The organism is Chondromyces apiculatus DSM 436 (assembly GCF_000601485.1).
Taxonomy (GTDB): Bacteria; Myxococcota_A; Polyangia; order Polyangiales; family Polyangiaceae; genus Chondromyces; species Chondromyces apiculatus.
In genome coordinates, this window is sequence record NZ_ASRX01000062.1 from 36793 (window position 1) to 59520 (window position 22728).

Here is a 22728-nt window from a genome sequence, read left to right on the forward strand (position 1 = left end):
TCGCGGTCAGGCAAGCGGCCAGTGTCCCCTGACCGCAGTCGGGCAAGCGATCAGCATTTCCGCATGCGGCGGAGCAAGCGGCCAGTGTTCCCGCGTCGTGGTCAGGCAAGCGGGTAGCGTCACCCCGGTGCAGCCGGGCAAGTGGCCTTCATGTCCGCATGCGGCGGAGCAAGCGGCCATCGTTGCCGGGGTGAGGTGGGGCAAGCGGCCAGCGTCGCTGCGTGCAAGTGTGCAAGGGCACAGCGTCGCTGCATGCAGGTGGAGCAAGCGGTCAGCGGCGCTGGTGAGTGCCTTCGGGCGCGCGGTCGCGGAGCAGGAGCGGGCGCTGCTCGACAGCGTGGTGCCGCTCGATGAAGAGCAGCAGATGGCGGCGAGCCGGCTGCAGCTCATTCGCACCCGCGTCTTCAGGAGAGGCACGCAGTTCATTCGCAGGAGCATGGACCTCGAATGGCCGGCGCTCTGCGAGGTGCGCGAGGTGGTCGAGGATCCCGCCGTCATGGAGGCGATCGAGAGGCAGGGGTTGTGGCCGGTGGCCGCCCACCTCCTGGGGCACATCGCGCTGTACGCTCAGGCGCTCGGGCACGAGGCGGGAGCGGCCGGCAGCGCGGTGGAGAAGGCGAGCCACGCCTGGCACGAGGCGTTCAAGCGGTTCGCGGCCCAGGTGCTGCTCGACTACGAGCACGACGAGGCGACGCGGCGCGAGCTGCTCGGTCCCTACGAGGCGCAGCTCGACGAGCAGCGGGCGGTGGAGCGCGCGGCGCGGGCCAAGCGCAACGCGTCGCAGCCAGGGCCCACCAAGCCCACGCCGGACAAGGAGAGTGGGGGCAAGGCGGCCTCCGGGGCGCCGCAGGTGGTCACGCCCGCGACGGTCCCTCTCGCGTCGGGGGCGCAGGCCGGGACGACGGCGCATCCGCCGGTCGCGAAGCCGCCTCCCGTGGCGCCGTCTGCGGTGAAGCCGTCACCGGTTGCGCCCTGAGTCGCAGAGCGCAGGCCAGGCACTCCCGCGGCGTTGCTCCCGGGCGCCGGACCACCGCTGGTCGGCCCGATGGATGGCCGCGCGGCGGGGGCCGAGGGGGTGCCTGGCCGTTCTCCTTCCGTGGCGTCGCGCGTGCGGCGCTCCTCTTCCTGTCCTCTTCCTGTCCTCTCTGCGTGGGGCCTGCACCCGTGAGCTTCTGCACGCCGGAACGCTCACAACGCCGGAACGCTCACACGGATCGCGAGGCCGTCGCGCGTCGCCGCGCTTTGCTCTTCGGGGTGGAGGGCGCGCGTCCAGCCACCTTGCGGACGGGGGAGGGGCTCGGACGCAGGGCCTGCTCCTCGGCGGCTGCCGCCACCATCGCCTCGCGTAGCCAGGTGTGGGCGGCGTCGCGGTCGCTGCCGGTGTGCCAGAGCATGACCACGTCGTAGCCGCCGAGGGGGACGGGCACTGCGCTCAGGGCGAGGGCGAAGGCCTGGGCGACGATCAGCGCCGGGCGCAGGGGGAGCGTGGCCACGGTGGCCGAGGCGAGGAGGACGAAGGGCGCGGCGAGCGCGTGCGGGGTGGAGGCCGCGATCTGGCGGGTGCGGCCGGCGAGGGCGAGGGCATCGTCGATGACCTGTTCGAGCGCTTCGTGGGAGGCGATGCGCACGTGCGGGAGGGCGGTGTAGACGTCGAGGTCGAGGTCTCCGTCGCGGCCCGCGGGGACGCGCTGCCGATCGAACAGCACGCGGTGGCCGCCCGCGGCGCAGATCACGCGGCGCTTGTGGTGCACGGTGTCGTCGCCGAAGGTGCCGACGGCGAGGTCGATGTCGCCGGCATCGAGAGCGCGCGGCGCGGCAGACGGCGGCATCGGGGCGACGTCGACGCGGATGCCAGGGGCGCGCTGCGTGGTGTGGGCGACGAGCAGGGGCAGGAGCGCGCTCTCCAGGCCGTCGGACATGCCGACCCGGAAGGTGTGCTCGGCGCGGGAGGCGTCGAAGGGGGCGCCACCGAAGGCGGCGGCCTGGATCTGCGCGAGCGCCGGGCGCAGCTCGATGGCGAGGCGCTGGGCGCGGGGGGTGGGGCGCATGCCCTCGGCAGTGCGGACGAAGAGGTCGTCGCCGAAGAAGTCGCGCAGGCGGGCGAGGTTGTGGCTCATGGCCGACTGACCGACGCCGATGCGGAGCGCGGCGCGGGTGACGTGCTGCTCGGTGAGGAGGGCGTCGAGCGCCACGAGCAGGTTGAGGTCCAGGCGAGCAAGATGCGTGTGGTTGATGAGGGTCATTACGACAACCGGTTGGCGTCATGATGCGACCGCCGATTACGGTGCGCAATGCGCATCGAGGAGGCGCGCTGGATGCTCATTGAAAAACGCATCGGTCGTGGTGGCTCTTTCCTGGGTCTCATCGCCTGGCTGACCGTGGCGGCCTGCGCGGGCGCGCCAGCGGCGCCGGAGCAGGGCGGGGAGGGGGCTCGGACAGCAGGGGCGCAGGAGAGCCCCGTCGCGCAAGGAGCCGCAGCGGCTGCGGGGGACGGGTCCAGGGAAGCTGGGCCTGCAACGACGGGGGCTGCGCCTGCGCCGGGTGAGGGTGCGGCGGGCACGGGGGCTGCGCCTGCGGCGAAGGGCGGCGCGGCAGGGCCAGGGGCAATGGCGGGGCTTCGCAGGCTCTCGGTGCGCACGCCGGATGGGCTCTCGCTCGCGGCGCAGGAGGTCGGCCCGGCGGATGCGCCCGCCATCGTGCTTGTGCACGGGCTCGGGCTCACCCACCTCGCCTGGATGCGCCAGATCGAGGGCGCGCTCGCCACGAAATTCCGCCTGATCACCTACGATCTGCGGGGGCACGGCGCCTCCGACCGGCCGCGCGAGGAGGCGGCGTACACCGAGGGGAGGCGGTGGGGGGACGATCTCGCGGCGGTGATCGCGGCGGCCAAGGTGCGGCGCCCGGTGATCGTGGGCTGGTCGCTCGGGGGCGTGGTGATGATCAATTACCTGCGTGACCATGGGGACAAGGGCATCGCGGGGGCGGTGTTCGTCGACGCGGTCACGGCGTTCAAGCCGGAGTTCTTCACCAAGGAGAACGAGGGGTTCATGCGTTCGCTCGTGGTGAAGGACGACGCGGCGCGGGCGGAGGGGTCGCGGCGCTTCCTCGACGCCTGCTTCGCGGTGCCTCCTCCGGCGGCGAACCTCGCGCGCGTGCGCGCGGCGGCCGGGGTGCTGCCGGCGGAGGTGACGGAGGCGATCCGGAACATGTCGACCCCGCGCGGGGACGAGACGCTGCGGGGGCTGCGGGTGCCGACGCTGGTGATGCAGGGGGACGCGGACCGGATGCTGACGGTGGCGATGGGCGAGCACACCGCGAAGCTCGTGCCTGGGGCAAAGCTCCTCGTCTATCCAGGGCTCGGTCATGCTCCGTTCGTCGATGATGCGACGCACTTCGACGCGGATCTCGAGGCGTTCGTGCGCTTCGTGGCAAAGTGACGCGCGGTCAGCGGGTGCGGTTGGCGAAAAGGAAGCGGAGGGCGCCGGGGGTGCGGCGGCGCCAGGCGAGTTCGTTGTGGGCGCCGCGGCGGTCGGCGCGGAAGCGGAGGGCCTCGGGGCCGTAGCCGCGGCGCTGGAGCGCGTCGGCGAGGTGGGTGGCGGCTTGCAGCATCTTGCCGCTGGACTCCTTGCCGCCCGCGTCGAGGTAGATGGTGGAGGTGAGGGGGCGGGGGCGCGCGGTGAGGTCCTGGAAGATGCGGCCCTCGCCGAGCCACAGCGAGGGGGACATGGAGAGCACGGCGCCGAACAGCTCGGGGCGGGTGAAGTGGGCGTGGAGCGCGGCGAGGCCGCCCATGGACGAGCCGCCGATGGCGACGTGCTCGGGGGTGAGGGCGAGGCCGATCTCGCGGGCGAGGAACGGCGCCAGCTCGCCGCAGATCCAGCCGATCAGCAGGTCGGCGTGGCCGGGACCGTGGCGGGTCGGCCAGGGGGAGAGTTCCTTGATCCGGTCCTCGTACCCGTGGTCGATGCCCACCAGGATGGGCCTGCGGTGGCGCCGCAGCGAGAGCTTGCCCACGGTCTCGTGCAGGCGCCAGCCGCCTGCGAAGGAGGGCGCGTCATCGAAGACGTTCTGGCCGTCGAAGAGGAAGAGGGTGGCCGGGGGACGGTCGCGGTAGCGGGCCTCCGGGGGGATGAAGACCCGCACGTGCCGCGGCCGGAGACCGGGGATGAAGAACGGACCGAGCTGGAAGAGCGCGCCGAGAGGGTAAGGCATGCAGGTGTCGAAGGAGGCCAGACTTGATACCGCCGCAGTCCTTCGCGCGACGGCGTACCAGGAACAAGGGGGTAGCGACCATCGGGAGCGTAGGGACCCTGGGTCCCTGGGCTTAAAGACCTGGGGTCGGCTCGCGGAGTTTGTGGACCTTGTCTTCGAGGCGGCGGGAGATCCAGACCTTGTTGTCGGCGTCGACGATGACGGCGCCGCAGTCGTCGATGGACTCGACGAGCTTCAAACCCTCCTCGGGGCCGAGGATGAACACGGCGTCGTCGATGGCGTCGGCGGTGAGCGCGTCGGCGGCCCAGATGGTCACGCTGCGGCTCGCGGTGGCGGGGAAGCCGGTGCGGGGGTCGATGATGTGGTGGTAGCGCTTCCCGTCCTTGAGGAAGCTGCGCTCGTAGTCGCCGGCGGTCGAGAAGGCGTGGTTTTCCACCTCGATCATCGCGAAGAAGTCGTTTGCGTTCTTGCCGCGCGGGTCGCGCACGCCCACCCGGAAGCGGGAGCCATCGGGCTTCTTGCCGGACACATAGAGATCGCCGCCGGCCTGGATGAAGAAGGCCTTCAGGCCCTCGGCGCGCAGCACGCGCGCGGCGGCGTCGACGGCGTAGCCCTTCGCGATTCCCCCGAGGTTCATCCGCATCCCCGGCTTGCCGAGCTTCACGGTGCGCTTCGCGGGGTCGACCTGGATCTGCCGGTAGTCGATGAGCTTGCGGGCGCGGTCCACGTCGGGCTTGCTCGGGATGTTGTCGTCGAGGTCCTCGTCGAACTTCCAGAGACCGTGCATCGCCTCGAAGGTGATGTCGAAGACCCCGCGGGACAGGCGGCTGATCCACAGGCTCTTCTGGATCACCTCCAGGCTCTCGGGGCTCACCTCCACGGCGGATTTCCCGGCGCGCTGGTTCACCTGGGAGATCTCGCTGTCGTCGCGCCAGGTCGTCATCAGCGACTCCAGCCGGCGCAGCTCCTTCACGGCTTTCTCGAGGGGCGGACGCAGCGCGTGCTCGTCCATCTCGGCCGTGGTGTAGGTCGCGAGCGTGAGCTGCGTGCCCATCACCTTCGTCTCCAGCGCCACCCTGCGGCCGGCCTGCTTTCCTGCGGCCGAGGGCGTCCCGGGGACAGCGACGGCGGCGGCGGAACTCCCTTGGGGTGTGATGTCGGGCGTGGAGGAAGCGGGGGCGGCGGAGGCAGGCGTTTCGGGCGTGGTGCCTGCGGGAGCTTGCGCGGAGGGGGCTGCGCTCGCGGGGAGTGCGTCCGCGGGCGGGAGGGAGGCCGACCGGTCGGGGGCGGGCTCGGGGGCGGCGCCGCGGGTGCACGCGGTGAAGGCGAGCGCGGCGAGCGCGGCGAGCGGGAAGGCGAGGCGGAAAAGGCGGTTCATCGGGCTGCGGGGGCGCGGCGCCGTGGGCCGTGCCGGAGGTGGGCGGGGGTATACCACGGGCGGTGCCGGGGGCTGTCCGTCAGGGCGTGAGGGCGTCGGCGAGACGTCGGTGCCGGAGGCTGTCCGTCAGGGCGTGAGGGCGTCGGCGAGACGTCGGTGCCGGGGGCTGTCCGTCAGGGGGTGGGGACGTCGGCGAGGACGTCGGCGAGGACGTCGGCGTAGAGCGTCGTGTAGGCGCGGGCCATCTGGGCGGCGCTGAAGCGTTCGGCGACCCAGGCGCGGCCGCGGGCGCCGAGGGCCTCGCGGTCGTCGCGGCTGGCCATGGTGTCGAAGGCCAGGGTGAGGGCGGCGGGGTCGTTCGGGGGCACGAGCAGGCCGGTCTCGCCCTCGCGCACGATCTCCGGGTTGCCGCCCACGCGGGTGGCGACGATGGGCAGACCGCAGGCGGCGGCCTCGGCGAGGGTGAGCGAGATACCCTCGGTGCGGGAGGTCAGGGTGAAGACGTCGAAGGCGGGGAGGGACTCGGCGATGTCGCTGCGCATCCCGGTGAAGGTCACGGAGGAGGTGATGCCGAGAGATGCAGCCTGGGCTTCGAGGTCGCGGCGGAGGGCGCCGTCGCCGATGAGGGTGAGGTGGGCGTCTGCGCGCCGCGCGAGGAGGGCGGAGAAGGCGGTGAGGAGCGTCGCGTGGTCCTTCTCGGGGGAGAGGCGGGCCACGCAGCCGATGTGGAAGCCGCGCTGCGGGAGGCCGAGGCGGGCGCGGGCCTCTGCGGGGTCGCCAGGGCGGAACTCCTCGGTGTCGACGCCGTTCAGGATGGTGACAACGCGCCGGGGGTCGACGCCCTCGATCTCCACGGCGACCTTGCGGGCGTCTTCGCTGACCGCGATGACGCGGTCGGTGAGCGAGGAGGCGAGGCGGTTGACGAGGACCTTGCGTCGGGCGCCGGGGGTGTTGCGGCCGTGCTTGGTGTGCACGAGGCGCGGGGTGCGCTTGCGGCCCGGGATGCCGGTCATGGTGCGCGTCATCATGGCGGCGAGGGCGCCGTAGAAGTGGGGGTTCGGGTTGTGGGTGTGGACGAGATCGATGCCTTCGCGGGCCATCCAGCGGGAGAGGAGCACGGGGAGGCGAGGGTCGAGGCCGGGGCGGCGGCGGATGACGGTGAGCGGCACGCCGAGGCGGTCGAGTTCCGGGGCGAGGGCGCCGGGCTCTTCGAGGGCGCAGACGACGGGGGTGAAGCGGTCGCGGGGGGTGCGCTCGAGGAGGCGCAGGACCACGCGTTCGAGGCCACCGACGCGGAGGGCGAGGACCAGGTGGGCGATGCGCGCGGGGGCGCTCACGCGGTGGCCTCGCGCTCCAGATCGACAGGGACCTCGGAGACGGTGAGGCGGTACTTGCCGCCCTTGGTGAGGGGGATGTCGTCGACCACCTCCACCTTGATGGACGCGCGCTCGCCCAGGAACTCGCGCATGGAGCGCTCGACGCGGGCGGGGGTCTCGGCGGCGAGGCCCTCGTTCGGCATGAGCTTGATGGTGATGGCGCGGCTCTTGTCCTGGTGGACCTGGAAGCGGGCGACGTCGCGGTAGTCCTTGAGCAGGTGCGGGAAGAACTCGCCGGCGAGGAGCTGGCCCTCGGGGCCGACGATCATGTCGAGCATGCGGCCCTCGACCGAGGAGAGCATGGGCATGCCGCGGCCGCAGGAGCAGGGCTTCGGGGCGAGCGTGGCGACGTCCTCGTTCTTGTAGCGGATGAGGGGCATGGAGCGGCAGTTGAGGTCGGTGAGGATCACCTCGCCGGGCTCGCCGGCGCCCGCGTGACGGCCGCTGCGCACGATCTCCACGTGCACGTTCTCCAGGTTGAGGTGCTTGCCCTCGTGGCGCTCGCACTCGGAGGCGATGAGCATCACCTCGCGGCAGCCGTAGCGGTCGAAGATCTTGGCGTCGAAGGCGCGCTCGATGACCTCGCGGTGGTGCTGGAAGAGGCGCTCGGCGGAGGTGACGATTCCGCGCGGCGAAGGGAGGCGCCGGCCCTTCTCTAGGGCGTAGCGCGACAGGTGGTAGAGCGGCGTCGGGTAGCTGATGATGACCCTGGGCTGGAAGTCCTCGATGGTGTCGCACAGGTCCGCGAGCTGGTCCTGCCCGAGTTCCCAGGCGCAGATCATCCGCTTGCGCAGGATGGTCTCGTGGGCGCGGCGCTTGGCCTTGCGGAGAGGGGTCTCGGGCGTGGTGGCGCGCGACCAGATGTGGAGTTCGCGCTCGCCGGGCGAGGCGCCCGCCCAGCCGTCGGCGCGCATGGCGGCGGCGATGCGCGACTCGTAGGTGCGGTGGTCGTAGGAGAACTGGATCGGCTCGCCAGTGGAGCCGCCGGTGCCGCTCTGGTACATCTTCCCGTGGAAGCCCTCGGCGATGAGTTCCTTGCCGTGCTTGCGGATGTCGCTCTTCGTGAGGACGGGGAAGCGCAGGAGGTCGTCGGGGGACTGGACGTCGCGGGCGCGGACGCCGTGGTCGGCGAACCTTCGGCGGTAGAGCGGGACGTGCTGCTCGGCGTAGCGGATGGCTTCGACGACGCGTCGGAAGCTCAGCTCGCGCAGATCAGCCTCGGAGCGCCATTGCGATCTCTCCAGCTCCTGGAGGCGGGTCAGGGTTTCCCTGCCACGCAGTCGGGTTTCATAGAGGGGGAACAGGACGTGGCGGAAGAGGGAAGCGTACATTGCTGAGCAAAGCGTTCTCCCGATTCGCGGACAGTCAAGCCGAGCGCGGCGATTCCGTTCGTCGTGGTCGTCGAATGCCCTCCGGGGGGTGATGCACGTTCCAGCGGGGATGAACGAACCTGCGGTGATCTCTGATGGAGTCGGGTCCGCCCCGAGCGTCTGGGGGCATCGCGTGATGCGCGCGTTGGATGCGCGCGTTGGTGGAGGACTGCGTGGTCGTGGTCGGGAGGAGCGCGGAGGCTGTTACCTCGATTCCTCGCGCGCAGGTCGAGCCATTGCGCCAGGGGTCACGCATGCAGGCGCGTGAGTATCGTCAGGTCATGGGGTCGATGAAAGAGGCTCCCCTGCCGGGGTCGCGGGGGGAGATGACCTGAAGAGCGCCACGAGGGTTCCGCTCAGGATGAGCAGGCCTCCGAGGCTCTCCGTCAGGGTGGGTATCGTCCCGAACCAGACGATGCCGAGGGCGATGCCGCCGAGGGTCTCGCCAGGGGAGACGAGGGCGACGAGCGTCGGGGGCATGTGGCGCGATGCCCATTGCACGGCGGTATGGCCGAGGAGGGTGGGGATGAGCGCCAGCAGGATGATGTAGACGGCGCCGTGGGCGGGGAGCGGAGAGGCCGTGGCGAGGGCACCAGGGGCGAAGGGGAGGACGAGGGCCAGGGCGAAGGCCGCGCTCCCGTAGACGACGGCGGCGTAGGTGTGGGCGGGGAGCGCATCGCGGATGCCGCGCGCGGCGGCGAGGTAGGCGCCGTACAGGATGACGGCGCCGAGGACGAGCAGGTCGCCTTCGAGGTGGTGCTCGCCGGCGTCGCCGCCGCGGCCGACGAGGAGCGCGCCGAGGGTGGCGAGGAGCAGGCCGAGCTGCTCGGGCCGGCTCGGGCGAATGCGGAAGAGAGCCCAGGCCCAGAGGACGATGCTGAGCGGTTCGAGGGCGACGAGGGAGAGCGCGGCGGGGAGGGAGGTGCGGTCGAGGCCCCAGAGGAAGAGGGCGAAGTGGGCGGCGAGGAGGGAGCCCGCGCCGAGGACGATGGCGCGCTGGCGGGTGGAGAGCGTGGGGAGCGTGCGGCGGATGGCGCCGGCGTTGAGGACGCCGAGAATGAGCGCGGCGAGGGCGACGCGCCCGAAGGCGATGACGAGCGGGTGCACGGGCCGTGCGGCGCGCGCGAGGGGACCGGAGAAGGCGAAGGCTGCGCTGCTGATCAGCAGGAAGAGCGCGGCCCCGCGGGCAGTGGGGGGAGGCACGCCCAGCGCCTAGCATGGGGTGTGAAGGGCGGTGAGGTGGGTGGAGAGGCGGCTGGAGCGAGCGCGACGGTGAGGTGCGCGAGGACCGCGGCTCGGTGGGAGCGCTGCGTATGTTGATGTGGAACCGGAGGCGTGTCCGGGGTATGGGCTGGGCGTCATGCCCGATGCGCCGCGTCCGCTGCCCCCGAAGAAGGAGGTCGCGCTCGCGCTTCTCCAGCGGGAGCCGAGCATTTTCGTGCACATCGATCCACGCCGTCCTGGCGTGCTCGTGCCGAAGTGGTTCGCCAACCAGTCGCAGCTCACGCTGCAGATCGGGATGAACATGACCATCCCCATCGTGGATCTGAAGATCGACGACGAGGGGATCTCGTGCACGCTCTCGTTCCAGCGTACGCCCTTCTGGTGCCGGATGCCCTGGGCCTCGGTGTGGGGGCTCGTGGGGGAGAGCCACCGCGGGGTGGTGTGGCCCGAGGACGTGCCGCCGGAGGTGGTGCGGGAGCAGGCGCAGGCCGGGGCGCAGAAGCCGCCCGCGAAGCGTCCGCGTCCGCACCTGGCGGCGGTGGGGAGCAGCCCGGAGCGGGGGAAGGGCGCCGAAGAGCCGGGCGCCGCGAAGCGTGACGAGGCTGAGGGGGCGCGGGAGGGGGAAGCGCGGGACGGAGAGGCGCAGGATGGAGAGGCGCGGGATGGAGAGGCGCGGGATGGAGAGGCGCGGGATGGAGAGGCGCGCGCCGACGAGGACCGGGCCGAGGAGAAACGCGAGGGGGAGAAGCCTGCGGCGGCAGAGGTGAGGGCGCCGGTGCGGCTTGTGGCGGTGGACCTCTCGGAGCGCCGGGACGAGGCGGCAGAGGACGAGGCGCGTGAGGCGCAGAAGCCGCGTGAGGCGCAGAAGGCGCCGCGTGAGGTTGCCCGGGGGAAAGCTGCAGCCGTGGCGGAGCGCAAGGGGGAGGACGAGGCGCCGGTCGACGGGGATGCTGGCGGTGCTGGCGGTGCTGGCGCGGAGGGCGAGGCCGGCGCGGAGGGGGACGAGGCGCGGGACAAGTCCGGGGCGCGGCAGGGCGGCGGGAAGCCGAAGCGCGAGCTGCCGCCCTACCTGCGGGTGATCAAGTAGCTCACGCTTGACGGTTGGGCCCCTACACGCGAGGGTCGGCCGGCATGCCCAGCGCGGTCCAGCGCGTCCTCACGGCGCTCCTGCTCGTCGCGGCCGTCGTCGGCCTCGAGTTCTCGTTCGAGCACATCATCCCCGATGCGGCCTGGCGGCAGCTCGCGTTGCTGGCGATGGTCAACGTCATCGCGGCCCTGTCGCTCAACATCATCAACGGGATGGCGGGGCAGTTCTCCATTGGCCACGCCGGGTTCCTGGGCATCGGCGCCTACACGGGGGCCATCGTCGCGGGGAACCTGCACCAGATGCTCGGCGGGGGAGACACGCCGTTCGAGCGCTCGTTCATCGTGATGCCGGTGGTGATCCTCTCGGCGGGCCTGGTGGCCGCGGTGTTCGGGTTCGTGGTGGGGCTGCCGAGCCTGAGGCTGCGGGGTGATTACCTGGCCATCGTGACCCTGGGGTTCGCGGAGATCTTCCGGCTGGTCATCGGGACGGCGGATACCGGGGGCGGGACCGAGGGGGCGATCAATCAGGCGCTGGCATCGCTCGGGGGACAGCAGGGGTACGCCGGTCCGGATGGGACGGGGGTGCCCCAGTATGCAGGGCCGTTCTGGATCTTCGGGGCGGTGACGGTGGCGACGCTCGTAGCGTGGCGGCTCAAGTTCTCGGGGTGGGGGAGGACGCTGAGGGCGCTGCGCGAGGACGAGATCGCGTCGGCGGCGGTGGGGGTGGATCCGACGCGGTACAAGGTGACGTCGTTCGTGCTGTCGGCAGCAGGGGCCGGGATCGCGGGGGGGCTGATGGCCTCGCTGCGGGACGGCAACCCCACCGTGCAGCCGGAGCAGTTCAGCTTCGCCACGTCGTTCGATGCGATCACCATGGTGATCCTCGGGGGCTCGGGGAGCGTGAGCGGCGCGGTGCTGGGCGGGGTCCTGGTGACGTTCACCGTGAAGATGATCGAGCAGCTCCAGGGGCTCGACAGCGTGCAGGCGCTGAAGGCGGTGTACCCGAGCCTGGATCTGAACGCGCTCCGGATGGTGATCTACGCCTCGATCCTGGTGGGGCTGATGATCCTGCGGCCGGAGGGGCTGCTCGGGGAGCGGGAGATCTTCCGGAGGAAGTCGCGGGTGAAGGTGACGGGCGCAGGGCCCGCGCAGCCGGTGCCGGCGCGGACCGAGGCCGAGGTGAAGGCGGAGCGGTCCGAAGAGGGGCAGGCTGGAGGCGCAGAGGCCGGAGGCGCAGGTGCTGAAGGCGCAGGTGCTGAAGGCGCGATGGCCAAGGGCGCGCTACCCGAGGGCACGGCGATCGAGCGTGAGGAGCAGCCGCTCGGGAAGGATCGCTCGTGAGCCTGGAACTGCAGCATGTGACCAAGCGGTTCGGGGGGCTCCGGGCGGTGGGCGACGTGTCGTTCACGGTGCCCGAGCGGTCCATCTTCGGGCTGATCGGACCGAACGGGGCGGGGAAGACCACGGTGTTCAACCTGATCACCGGGGTCTACAAGCACGACGAGGGGTCGATCCGGTTCCAGGGGACGGACCTCGGGCCGCTCAAACCCAGCCAGATCGCGCGGTTCGGGGTGGCGCGGACGTTCCAGAACATCCGGCTCTTCGGGCAGCTCACGGTGCTGGAGAACGCGCTGGTGGCTTGCGAGAGCCAGCGTCGGTCGGGGCTCGTCGCGGCGCTCCTCAGGACGCCGGCGTTCTACCGGGACGAGGCGGCGATGACCCGCCGGGCGATGGAGCTGCTCGAGGTGTTCAACCTCGACGGGGTGGCGGACGAGATCTCGACGTCGCTGTCCTACGGGGACCAGCGGCGGCTGGAGATCGCGCGGGCGATGATGCTGGAGCCGAAGCTCCTGCTCCTCGACGAGCCCGCCGCCGGCATGAACTACGGCGAGGCCGAGGGGCTGAAGAAGCAGATCCTGTGGCTGCGGGAGCGCTTCGGGCTGACGGTGGTGCTGGTGGAGCACAACATGCAGGTGGTGATGTCGGTGTGCGAGCACCTCCACGTGCTGGATCACGGCGAGACGCTGGCGCAGGGGACCCCGGAGGTCGTCCGGCGTCACCCGCGGGTGCTCGCGGCGTACCTGGGCGAGGATGTGGAGGAGGAGAGGGGGAGCGCGGACAGCGCGGGTGCCGCGGGTGGCGGAGCAGCGGAGGAGGCGTCGTGAAGACTGCGCACCCTACCCGCAAGCCTCCGTCGACGGCGCTCGGGGCGCCGCTGCTCGAGGTGCACGATCTGGCCGTGGCGTACGGCGGGATCAGGGCGCTGAAGCGCGTGAGCCTGGAGGTGCGCTGCGGGGAGATCGTGGCGATGATCGGCGCGAACGGCGCCGGCAAGACGACCACGCTGAAGACGATCATGCGGCTCCTGCCCATCGCGGCGGGCCGAATCTCCTACGACGGGCAAGACCTCGCGGGGGTGGCGACGGAGGAGGTGGTGGCGCGCGGGGTGTCGCTGGTGCCCGAGGGGCGCGCGATCTTCGTCAACCTGACGGTGCGCGAGAACCTCGAGCTGGGGGCCTGGAACCACAAGGACCAGCGCACCATCCAGGAGACGCTGGAGGACGTGGTGAAGCTGTTCCCGCGGCTCGGGGAGCGCATGAAGCAGGAGGGCGGGACGCTGTCCGGCGGGGAGCAGCAGATGCTCGCGATCGGGCGGGCATTGATGGCGCGTCCAGCCATGCTCTTGCTCGATGAGCCGTCGCTCGGGATCGCGCCGCGCCTCGTCGCCGACATCTTCGAGGCCGTGGCGCTCGTCGCGGCGTCGGGGACGACAATCTTGCTCGTCGAGCAGAACACCCGCCTCGCGCTGAAGTACTCGACGCGCGCGTACGTGCTCCGCACTGGTGAGATTGCGATGTCGGGCAGCTCGAAGGAACTGGCGAACAACGAGGAAATTCGCGCAGCCTACCTCGGGGGGTGAGGGGCTGACCGGAGGCGTCGCGCGCGGAAGCACGTGAAGGCGCGGCTGCACGCGGCTATGCAAGGGAGGGCGCCCTCCCTGATCGGCATGTCATACCGACGGTGCGATGCACAGTGGCGTCGGTGAGGAGCGCTGCGGCAAGGATGACACGCTGTCCCGTCCAGAGGACACATCCAGTCGGATGCGTGACGTTCCTGCGCAGGGTGGCGCGGGACTCCATGACACGAGGCTCCGTTATGGACGCAGCGCGTTCAGAGGCAACGGCAGCGCGAAGGCGTGATGGCGGTGGACCGCGTAACGACGCGATGCGTGCTGCGCAGCGAATGTCTCACTCTTCGCCGGTATCGCGTAGGATGCGCGGGCGCAGGGCGTGAGAACGCCGCCGCTCTGCAGGTCTGGACCTTGCTGTCCAGGACTCGACCGATCCGTACGTGGACAGGTCCGGACTTTGCCAGTGGGTGAGGGATGACGGGTGACGCTGCCGTGAAACGAGCAGCGGTCACCCATGGAGGGTTCTCTGTATGACTCGTGTGCTGGTGATCGATGATGATGTCCGTAGGGCGCAGGTCCTCACGGGTTTCCTTGCTTCACGCGAGTATCAGGTGGACTCGTGTGCAGGCATCAGGGGTGCGTCGGAGGCCGTCGCGCAGCGGCGTCCACACGTCCTCGTCCTCGTTCCTCCCCAGGAGGCCGAGCGCCACGAGCGGCTGGAGGAACTCCGCCGCGCATTCCCGCGCATCCCGGTGGTGGTGGTGACCCTGGCAGACGGTCCGGAGCTGATCCTGGACGTGGAGGCGTTCGCGCCGACGCTGCCGGCGCGACCTTCGCGCAACTTCGCGAGCATCGCCTCCGCGGTCGAGGCAGCCAGCGCGATCTGCTGACGCAGACGCCCGCAGACGCACGCAGGTCACATTCGGCGCGGGGCGGGGACCATCTCGTCGGCGGCTTCGAGGGCGCTCTCGACCTCCTGCAGCAACTCGTCGGCGGCCTGCTGCTCCTCGGCAGCGGACGCCGCCTCGATGCGTTGCTCGACGCGGCGGAGGGCCTCGGCGACGCGCTGGGCCTCTCTGGATTCAGGGGCAACGCGCCGCTTGCGCACGGCCTGGGCTGCAGATTCCACGGCGGGGGTGAGGGTGGCCGCGAGGACCGGGTCGGCGGCCTTGAGCTTGGTGCGGACGCGGTCCGCGAGGGCGAGGAGCTGTCCGGCAGCGGAGCGCGCACGGCGTCGGTGCACAGTCCAGGCGAGGGCGCCGAGGAGGGCGACGCCAAGGAGGACGGCTGCGCCCTGCAGGTAAGGGACGGTGCTCGGCGCGACGGCGACGAGGGCTGGCTCGGGGACCTCGATGCTGATGCGGCCGTTGAGCGAGTCGACCCACTCCCTGCTGGTGATGAGCCGGCTGCGCGCCTGGGGGAGCGTGCGCAGGACGAGGCAGGGGGCCGAGACGCCGGCGGCGCTGCAGGCAGGCGCGGCGTCGCCGGTGACGATGGCGTGAACCTCGTGGGTCACCGGGTCGCGGCTGTTCATGTGCAGGCCCCCCGCCTCCCAGTCGACGAGGCCCCCCGAGTCGACGGAGGCACCACCGGGCGCGTCCTTGGGCCAGGTGGTGGTCGCCGCGTCGATCATCGAGCCGTCGTGCTTCGAGACGAACACGCCCTTCAGGACGACTTCCTGGCCAGGGGAGGCGGCGATGGGCGTGGCGGCCTGATCGAGGGGGAGGATGCGGGTCTGGGTCATGGTGGCGCTCGCGCAGCGTACGCCAAGCGGCGGCGCTTCAGTGGAGGTGGGTGCGCGCTGCGGTCTCAAGGAGCATGGCGAGGACGAGGGGGTCGCCGACGCCGACGTAGGAGCCAGCGTGGGTACCGAGGCGGGAGAGGCGGTCGGCGTCCTTCAAGAACAGCGGCTCGCCGAGGGTGGTGGCGGCGGTGCGGAGGATGCCCTCGCGCTCGGAGAGGATGGCCACGGCGCGGGCCCTGTCGCCGAGTGCGATCAGGCGTGAGGCTTCGGCGAGGGCTTCCCCGGCGGCGAAGCCCTGGACGGTGCGGGTGACGGAGGCGTTCGCGCTGCCTGCGCTCTCGGCGTCGCTGTTCCCGTACGTGACCTTGAGGGGCAGCTCGTCGATGCCGTTCTTCTTGGCGACGCGGTCCTTGTACTTCAGCTCGATGAGGGCCACGTCGCGCGTGCCCGTGCCAGGAGGCAAGGCGAGCTTGAGGAGGATGGTGTGGCTGTCGTCGCGTGCGAAGGCGGGCATGAAGAAGCGCATGCCCCCCGCGACGTCGTCCTTGCGGTCGCTCACGATCTTGTCGCGGCGCTCGGCCTGGGTGTCGGCGGCGACCTCCTGGGCGCGGACGCGCACGGACTCGGCGTCGCTGAGGCGGCGCGAGCCGTAGACGTGGAAGAGCTTGACGTCGGGCTTGAGGCGGACCCGCAGCTCGACGGCGGTGGCGATCGGATCGAGGCGCTTGTCGAGCTCCGTGGTGAGCGCCGGCGCGAGCTGGTCGGCGTCGCGGAGGTAGTAGTAGCCGCCGGCGCCGTCGCTGGCGATGGAGCTCATCAGCGCTCCGTCGTAGTCGGCGCCGAGGCCGAAGGAGCTGGTCTGGATGCCATCCTGGAAGGCGCCGAGCGCCATGCGCGAGAGCTGCTCGCCGTTCAGGATCCCCGAGTTGGCGCGGCCGTCGGACATGAGCAGCACCACCCGCACGGCGTCGGCCGGGACGCCCTTCGCGAGCTTCGCCTGCTCGTAGCCGAGCTCCAGGCCGCGGCCGATGTTGGTGCCGCCGCCCTCGGTGATGGCGTCGATGGTCTGGAGGATGCTCGTGCGCCGCGCGCCCACGGGGCCGTCGGTGACCTTGACCTGGGCGTCGCTGGAGAAGGTGGTCAGCGAGAAGTCGTCGGCGGGATGGAGCTTCTCGACGAGGGCGCGGGCCGCTTCGCGGGCGCGGACGATGGGCTCGCCGCGCATGGAGCCGCTGACGTCGAGGACGAGGTGCACGGAAAGGTGGGGCCTGGACACGGCTCGCTTGGTGGTGGACCGGAGGGTGATGCGCAGGTGGGTCTCGCCGCCGGAGGGAGAGACCTTGCTGCGTTCGAGTTCGGTCCGCACGGTGAGGGCGGCCGTGGTGGGGGCCTCGACGGCGGGGGTGTAGCGGGCGCCGACGTCACTCACCAGCTCGCGCTCGCCGGCGGGGATGATGCCGCGCGCGACGGCGGACTCGAACGCGGCGAGGTGTCCGCCGCCGGGGCGGTAGGTGGTGGCGAAGCGGCCGTTGGGATCGATGGCCGTCTGGGCGATGGAAGGGGGAGCGACGGAGAGCGCGGCGCCTCCGGGAGGCGCCGTGGCTGCGGGTGAGGGAGGGGGAGCGCCGGCGACACCCATGGAGCCCTCGTCGCCGTGAGCCCTCCCCCCCACGGTGTCGGGGCCCTTGGGGTGGCCCGAGCCCCTGCTCGTTGCCGAGGAGCCCTTCATGGAGCCTGGCGGGGAGAGAACCACGTCGGACGGTGACTCCGGGGCTGCCTGGGGGATCACCGGGGCAGGGGCTTCCGCTTCCTTGTGAGCACCATCCGCGGGCTTGGCGGCTTCCTGCTGGACCGCTGCCTGCTCATCGGCTTCCCGCTTGGTGCAGGCCCCCCCGACGCTCATGACGCCGATCAGGACGGCGATGCCGCCGCGTCGCCACAGGCAAGACCTCTGCTGCTCCAGTCCACGCATGTTCAACTCCCTCCCGCGGTCACGGGGTGTGCACCGAGAGATCCGCTGCTGGCGCGGGCCAGCGGAGGAGAGGTGCCACCGCTCAGACGGACGGCGCGCGCATCCGTTCTATGCACGCTCGAAGAAGACGTGGACCGTGCGCCGAGGCTGGGATCATCGCTCCGCTCACCGAAGAACCCAAGCCCTTCGGGAGGGAAGGTGTTCAGGAGAGGTCGTCAGGAAGGGCGTCGAAAAACTCTGCCACCATGGTTTCGAGCCATGCCTGCACCGGTGCGCTCTCACACGCGGCGCGGAGGAGAGGCCAGAGCGCGCCCGCGAGCGCGTCGAAGTCGGGTTCGAGGGTGATGTTGTGGCGATCGAGCACCTCGCCGACGGGTCGAGTCCGGTGCTCGATGTAGAAGGCGGTGACGGCTTCTCTCCGGCGTTCTGCGAGATCCTGGCGCGAGAAGCCGTGCTCCAGGGTGTCGAGTGCGATCTCCTGGAGGAGCGCTGCACCCTCCGTGTCGAGGGGGGCGAGTAGCTCGGAGAGCCGCTGCTTCAGCGTCCACGCGGCGAGGTGCCGGCGCAGGGCGATGTGCTTCGGTTGGTCGGCGCGGTGAATGAGCGCGTCGGCGGTCTCGCGGAGCGCCTTGCGGGAGGAGGCGCGCAGGAAGCTGTGGATCTCCGGATCGAGGCGCCGCTCGAACTCGGCGCGTACCGTCTCGAGGCCCTTGCCGAGGCCGAAGAGGGAGATCTTCTTGAGGAGCGAGGGGAGGCCCCACTCGGCGACGAGCGGGTTCACGCGGAGCGAGAAGTCACGCAGCATGGCGGAGAGGACGTCGGTCATCACCTCGTCCATGGCGTCGTTCTCAAGGACCTGTCGGAGCAGCTTCTCGGGGATGATCTTCGGCCGCGAGACGAGGCGCTCGAGCTTCGGTTGCGCTCCCCTGGGGAGGAGGTCACCAGCCAGCGAGGTGTCGGCGCGGGCAGTATCGAGGAGGCTCTGCAGGAGGGCCGACGCCGCAGGCCTGACGGCCCGCGCGGCGGCAGGGCCGGCGAGGGCCACGTCGAGGGCGCGGTTCAGTGCGGCAGGATCGGTGAGCTGACCGAAAGGCGTCGCGAGCAGCGCCTTCCAGCCCTCGGGGAGCCGTTCGCGGAACTCACGCTCGGCCTGCGCGGAGACGAGCCGCGCGCGCAGGAAGGCTGTCTGCTTCGTCTTCAGTTGCTCCCACAAGGCTCGGCTCATGGTGCCTCCAGAGGGTTGCTGAAGCGGGGCGCGAGGCGGGGCGGTTGTTCAGTCATGTCCGCCGCGATAATGAAGGCACGCGGCGGGCTGCCGTGGGTAGACGCGCCTGCTGTCACGCTTCCGCACAGTGCTGCGATCCCTGTCAACTTCTTCGCTGCTCGTTACACACGGTTGCAACGAATTACAAGTGCGTGACAACTTCCGCGCCGGCAGGTGGTAGCGATGAGGCGCTCGCCGGCGGCTGTGTTTTGCCGGCGTCAGGTGACCTGATGCTCTCACTCGCACTCGGTTTGCTCTATTTCGGTGTCCTCGCAGGGCTGAGCGCTTACGGCCTGCACCGCCTGCACCTCGTGTTCCTGTGCTGGCGACACCGCAAGCACATCGCGTCCGCGCAGGAGGTCACTGCGCTCACGGACGCCGATCTGCCGCGCGTCACCATCCAGCTCCCGCTCTTCAACGAGTCGACGGTGGCGGCGCGCCTGCTGGAGTCGGTCTCGACGATGGACTATCCGGCCGACAAGCTGGAGATCCAGGTGCTCGACGACTCGACCGACGAGACGCAGGCGCTCGTCCGGGCGAAGGTCGCGGAGATCCGCGAGCGCGGCGTGGACATGGTGTACCTGCACCGGGTCGACCGGGTGGGGTACAAGGCCGGCGCGCTCGACGCGGGCCTGAAGGTCGCGCAGGGCGATCTCGTGGCGGTGTTCGACGCGGACTTCATCCCGCAGCCGAGCTTCCTGCGCTCCATCGCGGGGCACTTCGAGGACCCGCGGGTGGCGATGGTGCAGACGCGCTGGGGTCACCTGAACCGGGACACCTCGATCCTGACCAAGGTGCAGGCGCAGATGCTCGACGGCCACCACCTCGTCGAGAACCGGGCGCGGTTCGGCGCGGGCCTGCTCTTCAACTTCTCGGGGACCGGCGGGATCTGGCGGGCCGAGGCGATCCGCAAGGCGGGTGGCTGGCAGCACGACACCCTCACCGAGGATCTCGACCTGTCGTACCGGGCGCAGCTCGAAGGCTACCGCTTCGTGTACCGGGAGGACGTGGTGTCGCCGTCGGAGCTGCCCGAGGACATCTCGGCGCTCCGCGCGCAGCAGTACCGCTGGGCCAAGGGGACGGTGCAGACGGCGCGCAAGCTGATGAGCACGATCCTCAGCGCGGATCTCACGCTGAACCAGCGGGTCGAGGCGTTCTTCCACCTCACGCCGCACTTCGCGTACCCGCTGATGGTGCTGCTGAGCGTGCTGCTCATGCCTGCGCTGGTGCTGTTCCCCGCCGCCGACGCGATGACGATGCTGGCCATCGACCTGCCGCTCTGCGTGGCCACCACGGGATCGCTCGCGGCCTTCTACATGATGGCCGAGGCGGCGCAGGGGCGGCCGCGCTGGGGCGCCCTCTTGCGCCTGCCCATGCTGATCGCGCTGGGGACCGGGCTCGCGCCGCACCTGTCGAAGGCGGTCCTCGAGGGGTGCCGGCAGATGGCCGGCGAGTTCGTGCGCACGCCCAAGCACGGTGACAACAAGGGCCGTTACCGCGTTCGGACCGAGCTGCCCCTCGTCGAGACGCTGCTCGCGCTGATCTCGTTCTCGGCGGTGGTCGCGTCGATCGAGACCGGTCATTACGTGGCAGCACCCTTCGCCGTGCTGTTCACGCTCGGGTACGGCTACGTGGCGTTGCTGGTCGCCCAGGAGCAGTCGGCGCGTCGGCGCGATGTGGCGGCGACCTCGGGCGAGGTCTGGGACGGTGCGCGGGTCAGCGGCCCCACCACGGCTGCCTGGCGCGGCACCACCGAGGAGCGCCCGTACACGGACGCTGCTGCCTGATCTTCTCCGGGCAAGGGTCGCCTTGCCGACCCTCTGGATCTTCCTGACGCACGCTGGCATCCTCCCGTAAGCATTCAGCTAGGGGCCCGTCGAGGGCCCCGCGAACGTCGAGGCGTGGGGGTGTCATGACGAAGTCCGAAATCGTTCAGGCTGTCTACTCTCGCCTGGGGGGGTTCTCGAAGAAGGAATCCGCAGAGCTCGTGGATCTGGTTTTCGAGACCCTCAAGGAGACGCTCGGGCGTGGCGAGAAGATCAAGATCTCGGGCTTCGGCAACTTCGTCCTGCGCGACAAGCGGCAGCGTCAGGGTCGCAACCCGCAGACGGGTGAACCGATCTTGATCACCGAGCGACGCGTGCTGAATTTCAAGGCGAGCCAGATCCTCAAACAGGCGCTCAATCCCCGCGACAACATGGTCGTGGCGACCGCCGTGACCGAGTAGGAGCAGGCTTCTCGTTGCGCCCCCAGCTACCGGCAAAGCTCTATTACCGGATAGGCGAGGTGGCGAGCATCGTCGGCGTGGAGCCCCACGTCCTGCGGTACTGGGAGACGGAGTTCCGCTCCGTCAGGCCGCAGAAGTCCGCGAAAGGGCAGCGGATCTACAGCCGCCGCGACGTGGAGACGCTCCTCAAGGTGAAGGAGCTGCTCTACGCGCACCGGTTCACCATCGCCGGGGCCAAGCGCAAGCTGCGCGAGGGAGGCATCGAGCCACCGCCCGTGGACCAGGTGGCGACCCACGCGGAGGTGCAGCGGATGCGTGAGGCGCTCCTCGAGATCCGCGTCGAGCTCGTCGCACTCCTGGATGAGCTCGGGCAGTCCTGAGCGCGCAGTGCTGCCGGTCGCGCCCGGCGTCTCTCTGCGGCTCGGGGCCCGCTGGGATGCACGCGTAGGGTCCGATCCACAGCCGGAGCTCACCGAGCTGTCATCGGTCGCGGGCGCGCGCGTCGTGGCGTGGCACAGCCTGGTGGGGCCTGACCATGTGCGGCTGCAGGCCCTGTGTGCGACAGCGCCCTCGGATCGGTGGGTGCCTGGCATCGAGGAGATCGTGCTCGACCGGGCGATGGCGCTGACCCGGAGGGGGGTCCCGGGGGAGATTGTGCGCTGGGAGCCGGGTGCGGTGCGCGCGGCCCCCGCAGGCACCGGGAGCAGCTTCGAGCAGGGATTCACGGGGGGCGCCCGTCAGGGAGAGGGCTCGCGTGCTGTCCGGGGTCGGATCTTGCTGGGCTTCGAAGGAGAGGAGCGCAGTGCGCTCCTGTGCAGCGTGCTCTGCACCGAGCCAGCCGTGGCGTCCGCGGCAGGTTCAGGCTGCGAGAGCCTCGTGGAGGCGACAGCGCTGGAGGGAGAACTCGCGGCACCGCCCGCGCCCGGGGCTGTGGTGAGGGGTCTGCTGCTGGTTGCAGAACACCCGCGTCCTGTGGGGGCAGCCCTCGTGCTCGCTGCAGTTACGGGGATTGTGGTGCTGTTGCAGCGTCGACCGCGCCATCGCTGAGTAAGGGGGTCGGGCGCGCGCTGGCGTATGCCGCGGGGGTGCGTGCGCCCCGGGTGTCATGCATCAGAACGGGATGTCGTCGTCGTTGCCGCCGCCGCCGTAATCGCCGCCGTAGTCGTCCTGAGGTGCGGCGGGCTCCGGCGCCGGGGCCGGGCGTCCACCGCCGCGTCCACCCCCGTAGCCGCCACCGCCACTGCCGCCACCGCTACTGCCGCCGCCACCGCCGTAACCACCACCGCGTTGCCCACCGGCACCGCCGCTGCGGGGTCCACCGGCACCGCCGCCGCCGTAGCCACCCCCGCCGCCGCCGTAACCACCCCCGCCGCCGCCGGAGTCTTCCCCACTGTAGCCGCCGGCATCATCCACGCCGCCGCCGCGAGATCGACCACCCCCCGTGAGGAGGATGTTGCTGGCGATGACCTCGGTCTTGTAGCGCTTGTTGCCGTCGCGATCGTCGTAGCTCGACGTGCGCAGTGAGCCTTCCACGAAGAGCGACGTGCCCTTGGAGAGGATCTTGCCGAGGGCTTCCGCGCGCTTGCCCCAGACGACGACGTTATGCCAGTCGGTGCGTTCCTTCCGCACCTTGTCCTTGTCGAGATAGGTCTCGGTGGTGGCGATCCGCATGTTCAGAACGGCCTGACCACCCTGCGTGAAGCGGAGCTCTGGATCCGCTCCCAGGTTGCCGAGCAGCATCACGCGATTCAAGCCTTCGGCCATTGCGCACTTTCCCAGGGTGATGAAGCGTTCAAGCCTGCGTTCATCGAACGCACGGGGACCACTCCCTCCCCCGGGTAGCCTGGTGCGTCAAGAGTCGCGGCGTCCTCTCGCGCGGTTGTCCGCTCCTGGTGATGTCGCCCTCCTCGCACGACTCTGTCCGTGCGGCGCGGAGCTGGCATCGTGGCCAGCATTCCGGGCGG

Annotated in this window: 20 protein-coding genes; 10 read left to right on the top strand and 10 right to left on the bottom strand. The window is 70.8% G+C overall.

All coding sequences use genetic code 11. The annotated features are described in order from the left end of the window. The first annotated feature begins 283 nt into the window (after window positions 1-283). On the top strand, window positions 284-976 hold the full coding sequence (locus CAP_RS45960; protein ID WP_052376405.1) for a hypothetical protein: 693 nt from the start codon (window positions 284-286) through the stop codon (window positions 974-976). Window positions 977-1205: 229 nt separating this feature from the next. Here the strand turns inward: CAP_RS45960 and CAP_RS31835 are convergent, their stop codons facing one another. Next, window positions 1206-2243 (bottom strand): LysR family transcriptional regulator, encoded by a 1038-nt coding sequence (locus CAP_RS31835; RefSeq protein ID WP_052376406.1) that lies wholly within the window; start codon window positions 2241-2243, stop codon window positions 1206-1208. A gap of 72 nt (window positions 2244-2315) precedes the next feature. Here CAP_RS31835 and CAP_RS31840 point away from each other — a divergent pair, with 72 nt between their 5' ends. Then, window positions 2316-3437 carry an alpha/beta fold hydrolase gene (locus CAP_RS31840; RefSeq protein WP_197041446.1) on the top strand — a complete coding sequence of 374 codons (1122 nt, stop codon included), beginning with the start codon at window positions 2316-2318 and terminating at the stop codon, window positions 3435-3437. A gap of 7 nt (window positions 3438-3444) precedes the next feature. Here CAP_RS31840 and CAP_RS31845 read toward each other — a convergent pair whose 3' ends face one another. The 5 genes from CAP_RS31845 to CAP_RS31865 form a co-directional block, all read right to left on the bottom strand. Next, complete coding sequence (locus CAP_RS31845; protein WP_044247763.1) at window positions 3445-4212, bottom strand: alpha/beta hydrolase; 768 nt, start codon at window positions 4210-4212, stop codon at window positions 3445-3447. A gap of 112 nt (window positions 4213-4324) precedes the next feature. Continuing rightward, the gene (locus tag CAP_RS31850) at window positions 4325-5590 is read right to left on the bottom strand and encodes an FAD:protein FMN transferase (RefSeq protein ID WP_081865481.1); all 1266 of its coding nucleotides are present in this window, start codon (window positions 5588-5590) and stop codon (window positions 4325-4327) included. 173 nt (window positions 5591-5763) lie between these two features. Beyond that, a complete protein-coding gene (locus CAP_RS31855; protein ID WP_044247765.1) occupies window positions 5764-6927 on the bottom strand; it encodes a glycosyltransferase family 4 protein in 1164 nt (387 codons plus the stop codon). Continuing rightward, window positions 6924-8297, bottom strand: a complete 1374-nt coding sequence (locus CAP_RS31860; RefSeq protein WP_044247766.1) for a phenylacetate--CoA ligase family protein — start codon at window positions 8295-8297, stop codon at window positions 6924-6926. Before CAP_RS31860 ends, CAP_RS31855 begins: the two co-directional genes overlap by 4 nt. 318 nt (window positions 8298-8615) lie before the next feature. Continuing rightward, the gene (locus CAP_RS31865) at window positions 8616-9539 is read right to left on the bottom strand and encodes a DMT family transporter (RefSeq protein ID WP_231511800.1); all 924 of its coding nucleotides are present in this window, start codon (window positions 9537-9539) and stop codon (window positions 8616-8618) included. Window positions 9540-9696: 157 nt separating this feature from the next. Between CAP_RS31865 and CAP_RS31870 the strand changes: the two genes are divergently transcribed. From CAP_RS31870 to CAP_RS31890, 5 genes are all read left to right on the top strand, one after another. Then, window positions 9697-10647, top strand: a complete 951-nt coding sequence (locus tag CAP_RS31870; protein WP_052376407.1) for a hypothetical protein — start codon at window positions 9697-9699, stop codon at window positions 10645-10647. 44 nt (window positions 10648-10691) lie between these two features. Next, entirely contained in the window at window positions 10692-11987 is a 1296-nt protein-coding gene (locus CAP_RS55270) for a branched-chain amino acid ABC transporter permease (RefSeq protein WP_081865482.1), read from the top strand. Then, window positions 11984-12811 carry an ABC transporter ATP-binding protein gene (locus CAP_RS31880; RefSeq protein ID WP_044247770.1) on the top strand — a complete coding sequence of 276 codons (828 nt, stop codon included), beginning with the start codon at window positions 11984-11986 and terminating at the stop codon, window positions 12809-12811. Before CAP_RS55270 ends, CAP_RS31880 begins: the two co-directional genes overlap by 4 nt. Next, window positions 12808-13566, top strand: a complete 759-nt coding sequence (locus CAP_RS31885; protein ID WP_044247772.1) for an ABC transporter ATP-binding protein — start codon at window positions 12808-12810, stop codon at window positions 13564-13566. Before CAP_RS31880 ends, CAP_RS31885 begins: the two co-directional genes overlap by 4 nt. 521 nt (window positions 13567-14087) lie before the next feature. Continuing rightward, entirely contained in the window at window positions 14088-14447 is a 360-nt protein-coding gene (locus CAP_RS31890) for a response regulator (protein ID WP_044247773.1), read from the top strand. A 26-nt stretch (window positions 14448-14473) separates the two neighbouring features. Here CAP_RS31890 and CAP_RS31895 read toward each other — a convergent pair whose 3' ends face one another. The 3 genes from CAP_RS31895 to CAP_RS31905 all read right to left on the bottom strand — a co-directional run bounded on the left by CAP_RS31895 (window position 14474) and on the right by CAP_RS31905 (window position 18498). Continuing rightward, entirely contained in the window at window positions 14474-15301 is an 828-nt protein-coding gene (locus CAP_RS31895) for an MYXO-CTERM sorting domain-containing protein (RefSeq protein ID WP_044247774.1), read from the bottom strand. A gap of 37 nt (window positions 15302-15338) precedes the next feature. Further along, window positions 15339-17273, bottom strand: coding sequence for a vWA domain-containing protein (locus tag CAP_RS31900; protein ID WP_052376408.1), 1935 nt, complete (start codon window positions 17271-17273; stop codon window positions 15339-15341). 202 nt (window positions 17274-17475) lie between these two features. Beyond that, window positions 17476-18498 carry a hypothetical protein gene (locus CAP_RS31905; protein WP_044247775.1) on the bottom strand — a complete coding sequence of 341 codons (1023 nt, stop codon included), beginning with the start codon at window positions 18496-18498 and terminating at the stop codon, window positions 17476-17478. A 269-nt stretch (window positions 18499-18767) separates the two neighbouring features. On the opposite strand from CAP_RS31905, the gene CAP_RS31910 reads away from it, so the two are divergent. The 3 genes from CAP_RS31910 (at window position 18768) to CAP_RS31920 (ending at window position 21144) form a co-directional block, all read left to right on the top strand. Further along, entirely contained in the window at window positions 18768-20324 is a 1557-nt protein-coding gene (locus tag CAP_RS31910; protein WP_044247776.1) for a glycosyltransferase, read from the top strand. Window positions 20325-20449: 125 nt separating this feature from the next. Beyond that, entirely contained in the window at window positions 20450-20764 is a 315-nt protein-coding gene (locus CAP_RS31915; RefSeq protein ID WP_044247778.1) for an integration host factor subunit alpha, read from the top strand. A 14-nt stretch (window positions 20765-20778) separates the two neighbouring features. Further along, the gene (locus tag CAP_RS31920) at window positions 20779-21144 is read left to right on the top strand and encodes a MerR family transcriptional regulator (protein ID WP_044247780.1); all 366 of its coding nucleotides are present in this window, start codon (window positions 20779-20781) and stop codon (window positions 21142-21144) included. 730 nt (window positions 21145-21874) lie between these two features. On the opposite strand, the gene CAP_RS31930 is transcribed toward CAP_RS31920, so the two are convergent. Further along, window positions 21875-22528 (bottom strand): single-stranded DNA-binding protein, encoded by a 654-nt coding sequence (locus CAP_RS31930; RefSeq protein WP_044247783.1) that lies wholly within the window; start codon window positions 22526-22528, stop codon window positions 21875-21877. Window positions 22529-22728 lie beyond the last annotated feature (200 nt).